We start from the raw sequence: 17,600 nt of genomic DNA, 5'->3' as shown, positions 1-17,600 counted from the left end.
GGCCAGGCATGCGTTAGATTGAGAAGGGCGGGATCGTCGAACGATCCCGCCCTTCGCATTTGGAGTGCTTGGCCAACATGCCCGACAAGGTCCTGATCTATTCCCGTTTCCCCAAATCCCTGACCCAGCGCTTCGCCGACCGCTTCGACCTGCTCGACACCGGCGGCAGGCCGGCGGACGAGGTGTTTGCGGCGGAGGAGGTGGCGCAGGTCCGCGCGCTGATCACGGCTGGTGCCACTCGGCTGGGCGCGGAAGAGATGGACCGGCTGCCGGCGTTGGGCGCGATCGTCTGCTATGGCACTGGCTACGATGGCGTCGACCTGGAGGCGGCGGCGGCGCGCAACATCGCTGTCGGCCACAGTCCCGGCGCCAATGCCGCGGCGGTCGCCGATGTCGCGGTGATGCTGATGCTGGCGAGCACGCGGCGGTTGGTCGTTGCCGATGCCTATGTCCGCGACGGCGGCTGGGCCGCGTCCAAGCCGTCGCCACTGATGAAGCCGCCGCCGAGCCTGTCCGGCTGCAAGGTCGGCGTCTACGGCATGGGCGAGATCGGCCGCAAGATCGCGGCCCGCGTCGCCGCGTTCGAGACCGAGGTCGGCTATTTCAACCGTACCCGCTACGACGAGCTGCCGTACCCATACTTCCCGAGCCTCGATGCGCTCGCCGAATGGTGCACCGTACTGATGATCGCCGTCCGCGCCAGCACCGAGACGACCCATGCCGTCAATGCTGAACTCCTGAAGAAGCTCGGGCCCGACGGCCATGTCGTCAACATTTCACGCGGCTCGGTGATCGACGAGCGCGCGCTGCTGGCAGCGCTGAAGGACGGTGTCATCGCCGGCGCCGGGCTCGACGTGTTCGAAACCGAGCCGCATGCACCTGACGAACTGACCTCGCTTCCTGGCGTGGTGGTGACGCCGCACGTCGGCGGCAACACGCGGGAGTCGCATGTCGCGATGCAGGCCTGCGTTGTCGCCAATCTCACCGCCTTCTTCGCCGGTGAGACATTGCCTTACCAGGTCAAGTGATCAGCTCGCGGCGGCGTTCTCCTGCATCCAAAATAGTTCCGTGCAGTCGGAGAAATATTCTGACGCACTGCACATCTCTGTGAGTTGCGAGTCGTTCTCGAACGCTTCTAATCCTTGCCATTCGTCGATGAAGAGCGAGGGCGGCAATGGCGGCGTTCACCTTGAAGATCAACGGGCGGGAGCATCAGATTGATGTCGATCCTGGGACGCCCTTGTTGTGGGCCATTCGCGATAATGTCGGGTTGACCGGCACGAAGTATGGCTGTGGCGTCGCGCAGTGCGGCGCCTGCACCGTCTATGTCGATGGCCAGACCGTCCGCTCATGCTCTTTGCCCGTCTCGGCGGTCGGAAAGAGCGAGGTGACCACGATCGAGGGGCTGACATCCAAGGAAGCCGTCGCCGTGCAGAAGGCCTGGGCCGCGCACGACGTGCCGCAATGCGGCTACTGCCAGTCGGGGCAGGTGATGAGCGCGGCCGCGCTGCTCGGCCTCAATCCCAAGCCCACCGACCAGGACATCGATCTGGCGATGAACGGCAACATCTGCCGCTGCGCGACCTATGTCCGCATCCGCGCTGCGATCCATTCCGCCGCCAAGTCGCTGGAGGGCTGACCATGAATGCACATGTGAAGCCTGCTGCCTCGACCGCATTGTCACGCCGTTCGCTGCTGAAAGCAGGGGCGGGCCTGGTGCTCGCCACCTATGTCGCCCGCAACGGTGTGGCTTACGCGCAGGACGGCGCCGCGGCCAAGTCGGTCAACATCGCCCCGAATACATTCCTGGTGATCGGTCAGGACGACACTGTCACGGTGTTGTGCAAGCACATCGAGTTCGGGCAGGGGCCGTTCACCGGCATGGCCACGCTGGTGGCCGAGGAGCTGGACGCCGATTGGACGCAGATGCGCGCCGATCACGCGCCTTCCAACCCTGTGCTGTACAAGAACCTGTTGTTCGGCGTGCAGGGCACCGGCGGCTCCAGCGCGATCGCCAATTCCTACGAGCAGATGCGCAAGGTCGGCGCTGCCGCCCGCGCGATGCTGGTGGCCGCGGCCGCCGACGAATGGAAGGTGCCGGCCGAGGAGATCACGGTCGAGAAGGGCATCATCAAGCACGCTTCGGGCAAGCAGAGCGGTTTCGGCGCCCTGGCCGCCAAGGCGATGCAGCAGCCGGCGCCGGCGAACCCGCAGCTCAAGGATCCCTCCGCTTTCAAGCTGATCGGCAAAGAAGGCGCCGTGACCCGGCTCGACAGCGTGGCGAAGTCGAACGGCACGGCCGAGTACACGCTCGATATCAAGGATCCGGGCACGTTGACCGTGCTGGTGGCGCGCTCGCCGCGATTCGGCGGCAAGGTCGCCTCGTTCGACGCGGCGGCAGCCAAGGCCGTGCCCGGTGTTGTCGACATCAAGAAGGTGCCGAACGGCGTTGCCGTCTATGCGGATGGCTTCTGGCCGGCCAAGACAGCTCGCGAGTTACTCAAGATCACCTGGGATGACAGCAAGGCGGAGACGCGCGGCACGGCGCAGCTGCTGGAGGAGTTTCGCGCGCGCGCGAAGAAGCAGGGCGCGCTGGTCAAGCAGGAGGGCGACGTCGACGCCGAGATCGCCAAGGGCGGCAAGCTGATCGAGACCGAGTTTGTCTTTCCGTATCTGGCCCATGCGCCGATGGAGCCGATCAACGCCTTCATTCATTGGAAGGGCGAGACCGCCTCGGCGCGCTATGGCAGCCAGTTTCCGACGCCGGATCATGCCGCGATTGCCCAGGTGCTCGGGCTGGATATTGCCAAGGTCGAGCTCAAGACGATCCTGGCTGGCGGCAGCTTCGGCCGGCGGGCACAGCAATCGACCCATGTCGCGCTGGAGTTGGCGCAGGTTGCCAAGGCGATCGGGCCGGGACGGCCCGTCAAGCTGGTATGGACCCGCGAGGACGACATGCGTGGCGGCTACTACCGGCCGTTCAGCCTGCACCGCATGCGCGGCGTGGTCCGCGACGGCAAGATCGTGGCGTGGTCGGACACGATCGTCGGCCAGTCGATCATGAAGGGCTCGCCGTTCGAGGCGATGACCATGAAGAATGGTCTCGATTCGACCGCCTATGAGGGCTCGAACGAGATCCCTTACCAGGTGCCGAACTTCCGCTGCGACCTGCACCAGGTCGATGTCGGCGTCCCCGTGCTGTGGTGGCGCTCGGTCGGCCACACCCATACCGGCTACGCCGTCGAGGCCTTCGTCGATCAACTGCTCGAAGCCGCCGGTCAGGACCCGGTCGAGGGCCGGCTTGCCATGATGGCCGACAAGCCGCGCCATGCCGGCGTGCTCAAGGCGGTTGCGCAGCTCGCCGACTGGAAGGGCGCCAAGCTCGAAGCCGGCCGCGCCCGTGGCGTCGCCGTCGTCGAGAGCTTTAATACCTATGTGGCGCAAGTGGTCGAGCTGTCGATGGGCCAGGAGGGACCGGTGGTTCACAAGGTCTGGTGCGCCGTCGACTGCGGCGTTGCCGTCAACCCGGACATCATCCGGGCCCAAATGGAGGGGGGCATCGGCTTTGCGCTCGGCCACATCCTGTATGCGCAGCAGCCGCTCGAGGAGGGCCGGCCAGTGGCAGGCAATTTCGACAGCTACCGCTCGCTGCGGATCAACGAGATGCCGCAGATCGAGGTTGCCATCGTGCCGTCGACAGAGAAGCCCACGGGTGTAGGCGAGCCCGGCGTGCCGCCGCTCGGACCGGCCGTCGCCAATGCCATGGCGAAACTCGGCCTGCCGCGACCAACGCAATTGCCGATCCGGCCGGGAGATACCGCATGAGAGTGGTCGGAACGGGGACGCTGGCGCTGCTCGCCGGCAGCTTGGCCGCGGTTGCGATCGCCGCTTATCCGGGGCTGCGGCGCGCCGACGCAGCGCCGGAGGCGGTCCGCATGGCCGCCGGGCTGAAGCCGGTGACGGATTTCGCCAGGATCAAGAACAAGGACGAACGTGCGGTGGCGCTGTTCGAGGAAGCCGGCAAGGTGCTGCAGTCGCCGCGCTGCATGAACTGTCATCCGGCTGGCGATCGTCCGACGCAGACCGACAAGATGCTTCCGCACCAGCCCCTGGTGGTCCGCGGCGAAGCCGGCATGGGAGCGCCAGGCGGGCTCGCCTGCACCACCTGTCACCACGAGGCCAATTTCGACGCCGCACGTGTGCCCGGCAATCCAAAGTGGCAGCTGGCGCCGATCGAAATGGCGTGGCAAGGCCGCTCCCTTGGCCAGATCTGCGCGCAGATCAAGGATTCGAAGCTCAACGGCGGCAAGACCATGGCCCAGCTGGTTCACCATATGGCTGAGGATGAGCTGGTCGGCTGGGGCTGGAATCCGGGCGCGGGGCGGACGCCGGCGCCGGGAACCCAGAAACAGTTTGGTGAGCTGATCAAGGCCTGGGCCGACGCCGGAGCAGCCTGTCCGAAAGGGTGAGGCGGGATCGCGCCACTGCGCGTGATTCCCGGTAGCCTCGGATGCGCTCAGCGACATCCGGATTCTCCGGCCGGCACGTGAGGTTCGCATGTCGCTATGACCGACGGGCGTCCCGCGCGCCGGCTGTCGCGCATGCGGGGCTAGGGGCTTTCCGGCGTGGCCCAATTGGTGCGATTTTTGCTCCTTGGGGGTCTTGGCAAGTCGCGATCGACCCGTTAAAGAACCGGCTTCCGGGCGGGCTGGCTGTTGCTGGCGCGACCGTGCGCGCATTCCGACAGCCTAGGGAGCCAGCATTCCTTTTGAGGATATCCGTTTGGATTTCTCGGAAGGAAGAAGGATCTTTCTGCTCTCGAATGCCGCAGGGGAGGTCGGTCCGCCGATCCCCTCGAATCCTGTCCGAGACTGCAGGCGCCGGCGCGGAAATCAAATTTCCTCAATGGCTTAATCATTCAGCCTGCATAGACGGGTGAAGACCGGATTTCGGCATGTCCTCTGCGCTCGTCGCGATGGCATGCAGGTTTGGTTCGAACCTCGACACTCCCAGGGCCGGTCAGGCCTTCGGGAAGGGCAGGCTATTCATCGTCGTGCTGCCTGACGTGTCCTTTGGGGTTCTAGCGTCCAGAGGTCGGGTTTGGCGGGCGGCGGGTTTAACCCGGCGGTCCCGCTTTCGGGCGAAGGCTGCCAACCGGAGAGAGCTTGCTGTGGAACGAGCGGCAAAGAAAGAGGCGGTCGAGCAGCTGCACGAGGTCTTCAAGACCACGGGCGTTGCCGTCGTCGCTCACTATTCCGGCCTTACCGTGGCCCAGATGCAGAACCTGCGCAAGCAGATGAAGCAGGCTGGCGCGTCGGTGAAGGTCTCGAAGAACCGTCTCGCCAAAATTGCTCTTGAAGGCACGGACGTCGTCGGCATCGGTTCCCTGTTGAAGGGGCCGACCGTGATCGCAACTTCGAACGATCCTGTCGCGGCGCCCAAGGTTGCCATCGAATTCGCCAAGGCGAACGAAAAGTTCGTCATCCTCGGCGGCTCGATGGGGTCAACCGTCCTGAATGTCGACAGCGTCAAGGCTCTCGCCTCGCTGCCGTCGCTGGACGAACTGCGCGGCAAGCTCGTCGGCCTGATTCAGGCTCCGGCGACCAAGCTGGCCCAGCTCGCCAATGCTCCCGCGGCCAAGGTCGCGCGCGTCATTCAGGCTCATGCCTCAAAGGGCGAAGCGGCCTGACGCCCTTCGCAAACACTCACAACCTGGTTTCGAACCGAACCACATTAAGGGACTACATCAATGGCTGACCTGCAGAAGATCGTCGACGACCTCTCGGCCCTCACCGTTCTCGAGGCCGCTGAGCTCGCCAAGCTCCTGGAAGAGAAGTGGGGCGTGTCCGCCGCGGCCGCCGTGGCCGTCGCCGCTCCGGGCGCTGGTGGCGCCGCTGCCGCTCCGGCGGAAGAGAAGACCGAGTTCACCGTTGTCCTGGCTTCGGCCGGCGACAAGAAGATCGAGGTCATCAAGGAAGTCCGCGCCATCACCGGCCTGGGCCTGAAGGAGGCCAAGGACCTCGTCGAGGGCGCTCCGAAGCCGGTCAAGGAAGGCGTCAACAAGGACGAGGCCGAGAAGATCAAGGCTCAGCTCGAGAAGGCTGGCGCCAAGATCGAGCTCAAGTAAGCGACGGCTTCTTGCGGAGCGCCGGGCCGCCTGACGGCAAGGCGCGGCGCTTCCAAACGAATTTGGTGACCGGGTGGTAACATCGCCCGGTCATCATAAAGACAAAGACGTTTGCGGGGGTATCCGGGTCGGCCGGAATCGTTGCAAAAGGCGTGCAACGGAAACATCCGCTGCGGGCCGAACACGGAAAAGTGTGGAGATTTGGGGGCGTCGCTCTCGAATCTCGACTAGTGTCAACCCATATTGGGTCGGCAGCACGAAAAGCCGGTTTTGACGATGGAGTGGCGTTTCCGTCGTAAGCCGTTGGGAGATAGGCAATTTCGGGCTTTTGCAGTCCGTGACGAGATGGTTCTGACGAGCGGGTGCGTCCTCGCGCCTCGCGCGTCGTTTTGCGTTTTGGCGGTGTGAAGAACAGATCTGGGACGTTTCCGTTCCGCGTTCTGTGCCTCAGACCTTCGAAATGGATCGAAATTCAACCCGGGATGGCGGTGGCAGCCGCTGTTTCGGAAGGATCGCCCCTCCGGGCGACGACATGAGAGGCCACGATGGCGCAGCAGACATTCACCGGTCGCAAACGCGTTCGCAAGTTCTTTGGACACATCAAGGAAGTCGCGGAGATGCCGAACCTCATCGAGGTTCAGAAGGCATCCTACGACCAGTTCCTGATGGTGGACGAGCCCACGGGCGGCCGGCCGGACGAGGGCCTGCAGGCGGTGTTCCGTTCGGTGTTCCCGATCTCCGACTTCTCGGGCACCTCGATGCTCGAGTTCGTCCGCTACGAGTTCGAGCCCCCGAAATACGACGTCGACGAGTGCCGCCAGCGCGGCATGACCTTCGCTGCGCCGCTCAAGGTGACGCTCCGTCTCATCGTGTTCGATATCGACGAGGAGACCGGCGCCAAGTCGGTCAAGGACATCAAGGAGCAGGACGTGTACATGGGCGACATTCCGCTCATGACCATGAACGGCACCTTCATCGTCAACGGCACCGAGCGCGTCATCGTCTCGCAGATGCACCGTTCGCCCGGCGTGTTCTTCGACCACGACAAGGGCAAGACCCATTCGTCGGGCAAGCTCTTGTTCGCCGCCCGCGTCATCCCGTATCGCGGCTCCTGGCTCGACATCGAGTTCGACGCCAAGGACATCGTGTTCGCGCGCATCGACCGTCGCCGCAAGCTGCCGGTGACGTCGCTGATGTTCGCGCTCGGCCTCGATGGCGAGCAGATCCTGTCGACCTTCTACAAGAAGCTGATCTACAAGCGCATCAAGGAAGGCTGGCGCGTTCCGTTCGACGCCAACCGCTTCCGCGGCTACTCGACCGTCAACGACCTGATCGATGCCGACACCGGTAAGGTCGTGCTCGAGGCCGGCAAGAAGCTCACCGTCCGTGCCGCCCGCCAGCTCCAGGAGAAGGGGCTGAAGGCGCTGCGTATGTCGGACGAGGAGCTGCTCGGCAACTACATCGCCGAGGATCTCGTCAACCCGAAGACCGGCGAGATCTACGCCGAGGCCGGCGACGAAATCACCGACAAGCTGTTCAAGGTGCTGAACGAGCAGGGCTACAAGGACCTGCCGCTGCTCGACATCGACCACGTCAATGTCGGTCCCTATATCCGCAACACGCTGTCGGCCGACAAGAACATGACGCGTGAGGATGCGCTGTTCGACATCTACCGCGTGATGCGTCCGGGTGAGCCGCCGACGCTGGATTCCGCGCAGGCGATGTTCCAGTCGCTGTTCTTCGACGCCGAGCGCTACGACCTCTCCGCGGTCGGCCGCGTCAAGATGAACATGCGCCTCGAGCTCGATGCGCCGGACACCCAGCGTACGCTGCGCAAGGAAGATATCCTGGCGGTCATCAAGACCCTGGTCGACCTGCGCGACGGCAAGGGCGAGATCGATGACATCGACCATCTCGGCAACCGCCGCGTGCGCTCGGTCGGCGAGCTCATGGAGAACCAGTACCGCATCGGTCTGCTGCGCATGGAACGCGCCATCAAGGAGCGCATGTCGAGCGTCGATATCGACACCGTGATGCCGCAGGACCTGATCAACGCCAAGCCTGCCGCCGCTGCCGTGCGTGAATTCTTCGGCTCGTCGCAGCTGTCGCAGTTCATGGACCAGACCAACCCGCTGTCGGAGATCACCCACAAGCGCCGTCTGTCGGCGCTTGGACCGGGCGGTCTGACCCGCGAGCGCGCCGGCTTCGAGGTGCGCGACGTGCATCCGACGCATTACGGCCGCATCTGCCCGATCGAGACGCCGGAAGGTCCGAACATCGGCCTGATCAACTCGCTGGCGACGTTCGCCCGCGTCAACAAGTATGGCTTCGTCGAGACGCCCTACCGCAAGGTCAAGGATGGCCGCGTCACCGACGAGGTGGTGTATCTGTCCGCCATGGAAGAGGGGCGCTACCGCGTCGCGCAGGCCAACGTGCCGCTCGATGCCAAGGGCCGCTTCACCGAGGACCTCGTGGTCTGCCGTCACGCTGGCGAAGTCGTGCCGATGACGCCGGACAAGGTCGACTACATGGACGTGTCGCCGAAGCAGCTGGTTTCGGTGGCCGCGGCGCTGATCCCGTTCCTCGAGAACGACGACGCCAACCGCGCGCTGATGGGCTCGAACATGCAGCGCCAGGCGGTGCCGCTGGTTCGCGCCGAGGCGCCGTTCGTCGGCACCGGCATGGAGGGCGTGGTGGCCCGTGACTCGGGCGCCGCGATCGCGGCCCGCCGCTCGGGCGTGATCGACCAGATCGACGCGACCCGCGTCGTCATCCGCGCCACCGAAGATCTCGATCCGACCAAGTCGGGCGTCGATATCTACCGGCTGATGAAGTACCAGCGCTCGAACCAGTCGACCTGCATCAACCAGCGTCCGCTGGTGAAGGTCGGCGACATCGTCAAGAAGGGCGACATCATCGCTGACGGTCCGTCGACCGATCTCGGCGAGCTCGCGCTCGGCCGTAACGTGCTGGTCGCGTTCATGCCGTGGAACGGCTACAACTTCGAGGACTCCATCCTGCTCTCCGAGCGGATCGTGAAGGAGGACGTCTTCACCTCGATCCACATCGAGGAATTCGAGGTGATGGCCCGCGACACCAAGCTCGGTCCGGAGGAAATCACGCGCGACATTCCGAACGTGTCGGAAGAGGCGCTGAAGAACCTCGACGAAGCCGGCATCGTCTATATCGGCGCGGAAGTGCGCGCCGGCGACATCCTGGTCGGCAAGATCACGCCGAAGGGCGAGAGCCCGATGACGCCGGAAGAAAAGCTCTTGCGGGCCATCTTCGGCGAGAAGGCTTCCGACGTTCGTGACACCTCGCTGCGGGTGCCGCCGGGCGTGCAGGGCACGATCGTCGAGGTCCGCGTGTTCAATCGTCACGGCGTCGACAAGGACGAGCGTGCGCTGGCGATCGAGCGGGAAGAGATCGAGCGTCTCGCCAAGGACCGCGACGACGAGCAGGCGATCCTGGACCGCAACGTCTACAGCCGTCTCGCCGACATGCTGGACGGCCGCCAGGGCATCTCGGGGCCGAAGGGCTTCAAGAAGGACACCAAGATCACCCGTGCGGTGCTCGACGAGTATCCGAAGTCGCAGTGGTGGCTGTTCGCCTCGCCGAACGACAAGCTGATGGCCGAGATCGAGGCCATGCGGAAGCAGTACGACGAGTCGAAGAAGGGGCTGGAACAGCGCTTCCTCGACAAGGTCGAGAAGCTGCAGCGTGGCGACGAGCTGCCGCCGGGCGTGATGAAGATGGTCAAGGTCTTCGTCGCCGTGAAGCGCAAGATCCAGCCGGGCGACAAGATGGCCGGCCGGCACGGCAACAAGGGCGTCGTGTCCAAGATCGTGCCGATCGAGGACATGCCGTTCCTGGAGGACGGCACCCATGCGGACATCGTGCTGAACCCGCTGGGCGTGCCTTCGCGCATGAACGTCGGCCAGATCCTCGAGACGCATCTCGGCTGGGCCTGCGCGGGCCTGGGCCGGCGCATCGCGCAGACGGTGGATGCGTATCTGTCGAAGCAGGACGTCAAGCCGCTGAAGGAGACCCTGAAGCGCATCTACGGCGAGGACGAGACCATCAAGTCGCTCAACGACAACGAGTTGATCGAGCTTGGTCACAATCTGAGCCGCGGCGTGCCGATCGCGACTCCGGTGTTCGACGGCGCCAAGGAGGCCGACATCGAGGAGATGTTGAAGCTCGCCGGGCTCGACGCCTCGGGTCAGTCGACCGTCTATGACGGCCGCACCGGCGATGCCTTCGACCGCAAGGTCACCGTTGGCTACATCTACATGCTGAAGCTGCACCACTTGGTCGACGACAAGATCCATGCGCGTTCGATCGGTCCGTACTCGCTGGTCACCCAGCAGCCGCTGGGCGGCAAGGCCCAGTTCGGCGGCCAGCGCTTCGGTGAGATGGAGGTGTGGGCGCTCGAAGCCTATGGCGCGGCCTACACGCTGCAGGAGATGCTGACGGTGAAGTCGGACGACGTCGCCGGCCGCACCAAGGTCTACGAGGCGATCGTGCGCGGCGACGACACGTTCGAGGCCGGTATTCCGGAATCGTTCAACGTGCTGGTCAAGGAAATGCGCTCGCTCGGCCTCAACGTCGACCTGCACAACTCCAAGCTCGGACCGGCGCCGACGTCGGAAGCCGCCGAGTAGTTCAAGACATCAGGCCCGGCCGTCCTCTGACGGCCGGGTGCCGGCGCCTTCTTCCCGCGGGTCGGGGCAGGGCGCCGTCTGCCAAGAGATTTTCGAATTTGCGGCTGACCCCCGATCGGTCCGCGAGGAGAATACGATGAACCAAGAAATTATGAATCTCTTCAATCCGACGACGCCGGCTCAGGTCTTCGACCAGATCCGGATCTCGATTGCGTCTCCGGAGAAGATTCTGTCCTGGTCCTACGGCGAGATCAAGAAGCCGGAAACGATCAACTACCGCACCTTCAAGCCGGAGCGCGACGGCCTGTTCTGCGCCCGCATCTTCGGACCGATCAAGGACTACGAGTGCTTGTGCGGCAAGTACAAGCGGATGAAGTACAAGGGCATCATCTGCGAGAAGTGCTCGGTCGAGGTGACGTTGTCGCGCGTCCGGCGCGAGCGCATGGGTCACATCGAGCTCGCCGCTCCCGTCGCGCACATCTGGTTCCTGAAGTCGTTGCCGTCGCGCATCGGCCTGCTGCTCGACATGACGCTGAAGGATCTCGAGCGGATCCTGTACTTCGAATACTACGTCGTCCTCGAGCCGGGTCTCACCGCGCTCAAGGACCGTCAGCTGCTGTCCGAGGACGAGTACCTCAAGGCGCAGGACGAGTACGGCCAGGACAGCTTCACCGCCATGATCGGCGCCGAGGCCATCCGTGAGCTGCTGCGCGGCCTCGAGCTCGAAAAGCTCGAGCAGACGCTGCGTGCCGAGATGCAGGAGACCGACTCCGACATCAAGCACAAGAAGCTCGCCAAGCGCCTGAAGATCGTCGAGGCGTTCCGCCACTCCGGCAACAAGCCGGAATGGATGATCATGACCGTGGTTCCGGTGATCCCGCCGGATCTGCGGCCGCTGGTGCCGCTCGACGGTGGCCGCTTCGCGACCTCGGACCTGAACGACCTCTACCGCCGCGTCATCAACCGCAACAACCGCCTGAAGCGGCTGATGGAGCTGCGCGCGCCGGACATCATCATCCGCAACGAGAAGCGCATGCTTCAGGAAGCGGTGGATGCGCTGTTCGACAACGGCCGCCGCGGCCGCGTCATCACCGGCGCCAACAAGCGTCCGCTGAAGTCGCTCGCCGACATGCTCAAGGGCAAGCAGGGCCGCTTCCGTCAGAACCTGCTGGGCAAGCGCGTCGACTATTCGGGCCGTTCGGTCATCGTCGTCGGTCCGGAGCTGCGCCTGCATCAGTGCGGCCTGCCGAAGAAGATGGCGCTCGAGCTGTTCAAGCCGTTCATCTACTCGCGGCTCGACGCCAAGGGCCTGTCGACGACCGTCAAGCAGGCCAAGAAGCTGGTCGAGAAGGAGCGCCCCGAGGTCTGGGACATCCTGGACGAGGTCATCCGCGAGCATCCGGTACTGCTGAACCGCGCGCCGACGCTGCATCGCCTGGGCATTCAGGCGTTCGAGCCGGTGCTGATCGAGGGCAAGGCGATCCAGCTGCATCCGCTGGTCTGCTCGGCCTTCAACGCCGACTTCGACGGCGACCAGATGGCCGTGCACGTTCCGCTGTCGCTCGAAGCGCAGCTGGAAGCGCGCGTCCTGATGATGTCGACCAACAACATCCTGCACCCGGCGAACGGCCAGCCGATCATCGTGCCATCGCAGGACATCGTGCTCGGTCTCTACTACGTCTCGATCATGCGCGAGGGCATGCCCGGCCAGGGCATGGCGTTCGGCAACATGGCCGAGCTCGAGCATGCGCTGCACGCCAAGGCCATCCATCTCCACAGCAAGATCAAGTACCGCTGGGAGGGGATGAATGAGGAAGGCAAGATCGCCAAGCGCTGGATCGAGACCACCGCTGGCCGGGTCATGCTCGGCAATCTGCTGCCGAAGCATCCGCGCGTGACGTTCGAGGTCATCAACAAGCTGATGACCAAGCGCGAGATCTCGGGCGTCATCGATCAGGTCTACCGTCATTGCGGTCAGAAGGAGACGGTGATCTTCTGCGACCGCATCATGGCGCTCGGCTTCTACAACGCCTTCAAGGCGGGCATCTCGTTCGGCAAGGACGACATGGTCGTGCCGGCCGGCAAGTGGAAGATCGTCGACACGACGCGTACGCTGGCGAAGGATTTCGAGCAGCAGTACAATGACGGTCTGATCACCCATGGCGAGAAGTACAACAAGGTCGTCGACGCCTGGTCGAAGGCCTCGGAAGAGATCGCCAAGGAGATGATGAAGGAGATCTCCGTCACCAAGAAGACGGCGACGGGGGCTGATGCCGACATCAACTCGATCTACATGATGTCGCATTCCGGTGCCCGCGGTTCGCCGGCCCAGATGCGTCAGCTCGCCGGCATGCGCGGCCTGATGGCCAAGCCGTCGGGCGAGATCATCGAGACGCCGATCATCTCGAACTTCAAGGAAGGTCTCTCGGTTCTCGAGTACTTCAACTCGACCCACGGCGCGCGCAAGGGCCTCGCGGACACCGCGCTGAAGACCGCGAACTCGGGTTACCTGACCCGTCGTTTGGTCGACGTCGCGCAGGACTGCATCATCACGCAGGACGATTGCGGCACCCATCTCGGCATCAAGATGCGCGCCATCGTCGACGCCGGCACCATCGTGGCCTCGCTCGGCTCGCGCATCCTCGGCCGCGTGCCTTGCGATGACGTGCGTGATCCGGCCACCGGCAATGTGCTGATCAAGGCCGGCACCTTGATGGAGGAGAGCCACATCGACGCCATCCAGCAGGCTGGCGTGCAGGAGGTGAAGATCCGTTCGGCGCTCACCTGCGAGCTCGTCAACGGCATCTGCAAGATGTGCTACGGTCGCGACCTGGCCCGCGGTACTCCGGTCAATCATGGTGAAGCTGTCGGCGTCATTGCCGCGCAGTCGATCGGTGAACCGGGTACGCAGCTGACGATGCGCACGTTCCACATCGGCGGCGCCGCGCAGCTCAACGAGCAGTCCTTCGTCGAATCGAACTTCGAAGGCAAGGTCGTGATCCGCAACAAGGCGATCGCTCGCAACAGCGAGGGTCACCTGATCGCGATGGTCCGCAACATGGTTGTTGCGATCGTCGATTCCGACGGCACCGAGCGTGCGACGCACCGTATCCAGTACGGCGCGCGTATGCATGTCGACGACGGCGACACGATCAAGCGCGGCCAGCGCATCGCCGAGTGGGATCCGTATACCCGTCCGATCCTCACGGAAGCGGAGGGTACGATCGGGTTCGAGGATCTGACCGAAGGCCTCTCGATCTCGGAAACGCTGGACGAATCCACCGGTATCGCCAAGCGCGTGGTCATCGACTGGCGCGGAACGCGCGGTGGCGCGGATCTGCGTCCGGCGATCGTGATCAAGGGCAAGGACGGCAAGGTGCTCAAGCTCGCCCGCGGTGGCGATGCCCGCTACATGCTGTCGGTCGATGCGATTTTGTCGGTCGACGTCGGCTCGACGGTCAAGCCGGGCGACATCCTGGCACGTATCTCGACCGAGAGCGCCAAGACGCGCGACATCACCGGCGGTCTGCCGCGGGTGGCGGAGCTGTTCGAAGCGCGCAAGCCGAAGGATGCCGCGATCATCGCCGAGATCGCCGGCACCATCCGGTTCGGCCGCGACTACAAGAACAAGCGTCGCATCTCGATCGAGCCGGTGGACAAGACCGAGGAGCCGCGCGAGTACCTGATCCCGAAGGGCAAGCACATCCATCTGCAGGATGGCGACATCGTCGAGAAGGGTGACTTCATCGTCGAAGGCAACCCGGCGCCGCATGACATCCTGGCGATCAAGGGCATCGAGGAGCTCGCGGCCTATCTGGTCAACGAGATCCAGGAGGTCTACCGGCTCCAGGGCGTGCTCATCAACGACAAGCACATCGAGGTGATTGTCCGTCAGATGCTGCAGAAGATCGAGGTCACCGACCAGGGCGACACCGACATGATTGCCGGCGAGCAGGTCGACAAGATCGAGTTCGACGCGCTGAACGCGAAGGCCGTGGAGGAGGCGAAGAAGCCTGCGACCGGCAATCCGGTTCTGCTCGGCATCACCAAGGCGAGCCTGCAGACCCGGTCGTTCTTCTCGGCGGCTTCGTTCCAGGAGACCACCCGCGTCCTCACCGAGGCGGCCGTCAACGGCAAGATCGATCCGCTCGAGGGTCTGAAGGAGAACGTCATCGTCGGCCGTCTGATCCCGGCCGGCACCGGCGCCTCGATGGCCCGCATCCGCGAAGTCGCTCTCAAGCGCGACAAGCTGATTCTGGACGAGCGCGAGAAGCAGGCGGCGATCGTGCCGTCGCAGCCCGAGCCGCAGCCGCTGGCGTTGCCCCCGGCGGAGTAAGCGAACGAGCGGCGAGCCGGCCAGCGGTGCCTGGTTCTGCCGCGCGTTCATCGAGCATAGAAAAAGGCCGGCTTTTGCCGGCCTTTTTTAACATTATCTTCTCCTGTTGCAGCGCTGCACCTTCCTTGTTCATCTTCCCTTCAGGGAAAATGGCGCTTCTGGTAACGCCTGATCCGCCGACGTGATGTCCGTCGACCGCGATGCGATGCGCTGATTTGCTCAGGCGCAAACCATGCGGAGAGCGATACGCTATGGCTGGTCGGGCGCCGAGGGTGTGGGTGGCAGGACCCGTGACATGGACGACCGGCAACGTTGCTGACAGCCGGAGATGGCGGAACTTCGATGCTTGACCTTGCGATTGTTGGTGGCGGTCCGGGCGGCCTGATGAGCGCCTGGTACTTGAGGCGGAAGCTCGGCGATCTCTGCAAGGTGACGATCTTCGAAGCGTCCGACCGGCTCGGCGGCAAGATCGTCACGCGCAAGTTCGACAGCGCGCCGGCCATGTATGAAGCGGGTGTAGCCGAAATCTACGACTACTCCATGACCGGCCCCGATCCGTTGCGCGAACTGATCCAGCATTTCGGCCTGCAGACGATCCCGATGGACGCCTTGCAGGTGCAACTCGATGGCGAGCTGCTCGACGACGTGCCGGGGCTGCGCCGCAAATACGGGCCGAAGACGGCGGCCGCCGTCGAAGCGTTCCGCAAGCGTTGCGCCGACGTGATGTCGCCGGTCGAATATTACGAGGGCGTCGGCGCCCATGACAACGAGCACCCATGGGCCTACAAGACCTGCGAGGAGCTGCTCGACGAGGAGGTCGAGGACCCCACCGCCAAGCGCTTCTTCAAGGTGATGTCGCGCTCCGATCTCGCGACCGAGGCCCACAACACCAACGGCCTCAACGCCCTCAAGAACTTCGTGATGGATATCGACGACTACATCGGCCTGTATTCGATCCAGAACGGCAATGAGCAACTGATCGAGTGCCTGCGCTCCGAGGTCGACGCCGACATCCAGCTCAATCACCGCGTGCTGCGCATCGGCAAGACCGAGCAGGGTCGCTACCGGCTCAACATGATGAACGGCAAGGGCCCCGAGACGCGCGAGTTCGATCTCGTGCTGGTCTGTCTGCCACATTCCTGGCTGTCGACCGTCGGCTGGGACGGCGAGAAGCTGCGCCAGTCGATGATCAAGCACATCGCTTATTTCGACCGGCCTGCGCATTATCTGCGGGTCTCGATCCTGTTCGACGAGCCGTTCTGGGGCGACCGGATCCCGGGGTCCTGGTTCATGTCGGAAGCGTTCGGCGGCTGCTGCATCTACAACGAGGGCTCGCGCCACGACGTCGGCAAGCACGGCGTGCTGAACTGGCTGATCGCCGGGTCCGATGCGCTCGCCTTCGCCAACCTCTCGGACCAGGAGCTGATCGATGCCGCCCTGAAGTCGCTGCCGGCGGCGCTTGGCGACGCTCGGGCGCACTTCATGGAAGGCAAGATCCACCGCTGGCTGTCGTCGGTCAATGCGCTGCCCGGCGGCCTGCCGGTGCGCGACGTCATGACGAATCACCGGCCCGAGCCGAAGGAGCATCCGGGGATCGTGGTGGTCGGCGACTACCTGTTCGACTCAACCCTGAACGGCCTGCTGGATTCGTCCGATGCAGCCACCGACATCATCCTCACCGAGATGATGCGGTTGCGCCGTGCCCGCTCGCAGGCCGAAGCGCCACTGTCGGACAAGATCGACCGCGACTACTTCGACAACTATCGCGGGCAGGGGCCATACGGCGAATCATGGTCCCACTTCACCGATCCAGACTATCTGACCAGCCTGATCAAGATCGTCTGGAACCGTGCCAGCAAGGGCAAGGGCTACAAGCTCCTGGTCGCAGGCTCGGCCAGCGGCGAACTGATCGGCGCGCTGCGCGAGCGCGGCATCGATGCCTGGGGCGTCGAGAACAACCGCTACATTCACGGCAAGACGCCGAAGGCGCTGAAGAAGTACAACAAGCTCGGCTCGATCACCGATCTGCCGTTCAAGGCCGGCGAGTTCGACTTCGTGTTCGAGACCAGTCTGTGCCATCTCGGCGACAAGCAGGTGGCCCGGGCGATTCGCGAGCTCAACCGGGTGGTCAAGACCGGCCTGGTGTTCGGCTCGATCACCTCGGACATGGCGCCGGCGCTGGTCGACCGTTACGACCTGCTGCGCGGCGTCAAGAAGCTCGGCACCTGGTGGGAATGGTCCGAGCTGTTCTTCGGCAACGGTTTCGATCTGGCGATGCACCGCCGCGACTGCACCGACGAGGTGTGGGCTGCGACCCTGGCGGCCAACAAGGGGCCTGGTCGGTGGTATGCCGACGCGGACAGCCTGCGCTATTCGTTCTTCGACAAGGTCGAGGACGACGAGGACTGACAGCGGGACGCACGGCTGCTGGCGCGCTCGTCGTAACCCGGCCCGATGAACTGTGCTGATTGCG

The 17,600-nt window shown here is 64.1% G+C and carries 9 protein-coding genes; all 9 read left to right on the top strand.

All coding sequences use genetic code 11. The features are described from left to right. Positions 1-77 precede the first annotated feature (77 nt). Positions 78-1,028 (top strand): 2-hydroxyacid dehydrogenase, encoded by a 951-nt coding sequence (locus tag HL666_RS05395; RefSeq protein WP_172180301.1) that lies wholly within the window; start codon positions 78-80, stop codon positions 1,026-1,028. 146 nt (positions 1,029-1,174) lie between these two features. Next, the gene (locus HL666_RS05390) at positions 1,175-1,639 is read left to right on the top strand and encodes a (2Fe-2S)-binding protein (protein ID WP_172108044.1); all 465 of its coding nucleotides are present in this window, start codon (positions 1,175-1,177) and stop codon (positions 1,637-1,639) included. A 2-nt stretch (positions 1,640-1,641) separates the two neighbouring features. Then, positions 1,642-3,825 (top strand): xanthine dehydrogenase family protein molybdopterin-binding subunit, encoded by a 2,184-nt coding sequence (locus HL666_RS05385; RefSeq protein ID WP_172180299.1) that lies wholly within the window; start codon positions 1,642-1,644, stop codon positions 3,823-3,825. After that, the gene (locus HL666_RS05380) at positions 3,822-4,469 is read left to right on the top strand and encodes an Isoquinoline 1-oxidoreductase subunit (RefSeq protein WP_172180298.1); all 648 of its coding nucleotides are present in this window, start codon (positions 3,822-3,824) and stop codon (positions 4,467-4,469) included. The genes HL666_RS05385 and HL666_RS05380 overlap by 4 nt, the downstream gene beginning before the upstream one ends. Before the next feature lie 701 nt (positions 4,470-5,170). Next, positions 5,171-5,689, top strand: a complete 519-nt coding sequence (rplJ, locus tag HL666_RS05375; RefSeq protein WP_172109746.1) for a 50S ribosomal protein L10 — start codon at positions 5,171-5,173, stop codon at positions 5,687-5,689. Positions 5,690-5,749: 60 nt separating this feature from the next. Next, positions 5,750-6,127, top strand: coding sequence for a 50S ribosomal protein L7/L12 (gene rplL / locus HL666_RS05370; protein ID WP_172108050.1), 378 nt, complete (start codon positions 5,750-5,752; stop codon positions 6,125-6,127). A gap of 545 nt (positions 6,128-6,672) precedes the next feature. After that, positions 6,673-10,791, top strand: coding sequence for a DNA-directed RNA polymerase subunit beta (rpoB, locus tag HL666_RS05365; protein WP_172108052.1), 4,119 nt, complete (start codon positions 6,673-6,675; stop codon positions 10,789-10,791). A gap of 136 nt (positions 10,792-10,927) precedes the next feature. Continuing rightward, positions 10,928-15,127: a DNA-directed RNA polymerase subunit beta' gene (rpoC, locus tag HL666_RS05360; protein WP_172108054.1), complete on the top strand. Its 4,200-nt coding sequence runs from the start codon at positions 10,928-10,930 to the stop codon at positions 15,125-15,127. A gap of 342 nt (positions 15,128-15,469) precedes the next feature. Beyond that, entirely contained in the window at positions 15,470-17,536 is a 2,067-nt protein-coding gene (locus tag HL666_RS05355) for an FAD-dependent oxidoreductase (protein ID WP_172108056.1), read from the top strand. The last annotated feature ends 64 nt before the right edge of the window (positions 17,537-17,600 follow it).

Origin of the sequence: Bradyrhizobium aeschynomenes (assembly GCF_013178945.1) — a bacterium.
Lineage (GTDB): Bacteria > Pseudomonadota > Alphaproteobacteria > Rhizobiales > Xanthobacteraceae > Bradyrhizobium > Bradyrhizobium aeschynomenes.
Note: the sequence above shows the minus strand (reverse complement) of the source record. Positions and strands in the feature narration are given on the sequence as shown.

What these genes read in the sequence shown, in the direction of transcription:
- rplL (WP_172108050.1), top strand. Translation starts at nt 5,750, where the DNA reads ATGGCTGACCTGCAGAAGATCGTCGACGACCTCTCGGCCCTCACCGTT.
- HL666_RS05395 (WP_172180301.1), top strand. Translation starts at nt 78, where the DNA reads ATGCCCGACAAGGTCCTGATCTATTCCCGTTTCCCCAAATCCCTGACC.
- HL666_RS05380 (WP_172180298.1), top strand. Translation starts at nt 3,822, where the DNA reads ATGAGAGTGGTCGGAACGGGGACGCTGGCGCTGCTCGCCGGCAGCTTG.
- HL666_RS05390 (WP_172108044.1), top strand. Translation starts at nt 1,175, where the DNA reads ATGGCGGCGTTCACCTTGAAGATCAACGGGCGGGAGCATCAGATTGAT.
- HL666_RS05385 (WP_172180299.1), top strand. Translation starts at nt 1,642, where the DNA reads ATGAATGCACATGTGAAGCCTGCTGCCTCGACCGCATTGTCACGCCGT.
- rpoB (WP_172108052.1), top strand. Translation starts at nt 6,673, where the DNA reads ATGGCGCAGCAGACATTCACCGGTCGCAAACGCGTTCGCAAGTTCTTT.
- rpoC (WP_172108054.1), top strand. Translation starts at nt 10,928, where the DNA reads ATGAACCAAGAAATTATGAATCTCTTCAATCCGACGACGCCGGCTCAG.
- HL666_RS05355 (WP_172108056.1), top strand. Translation starts at nt 15,470, where the DNA reads ATGCTTGACCTTGCGATTGTTGGTGGCGGTCCGGGCGGCCTGATGAGC.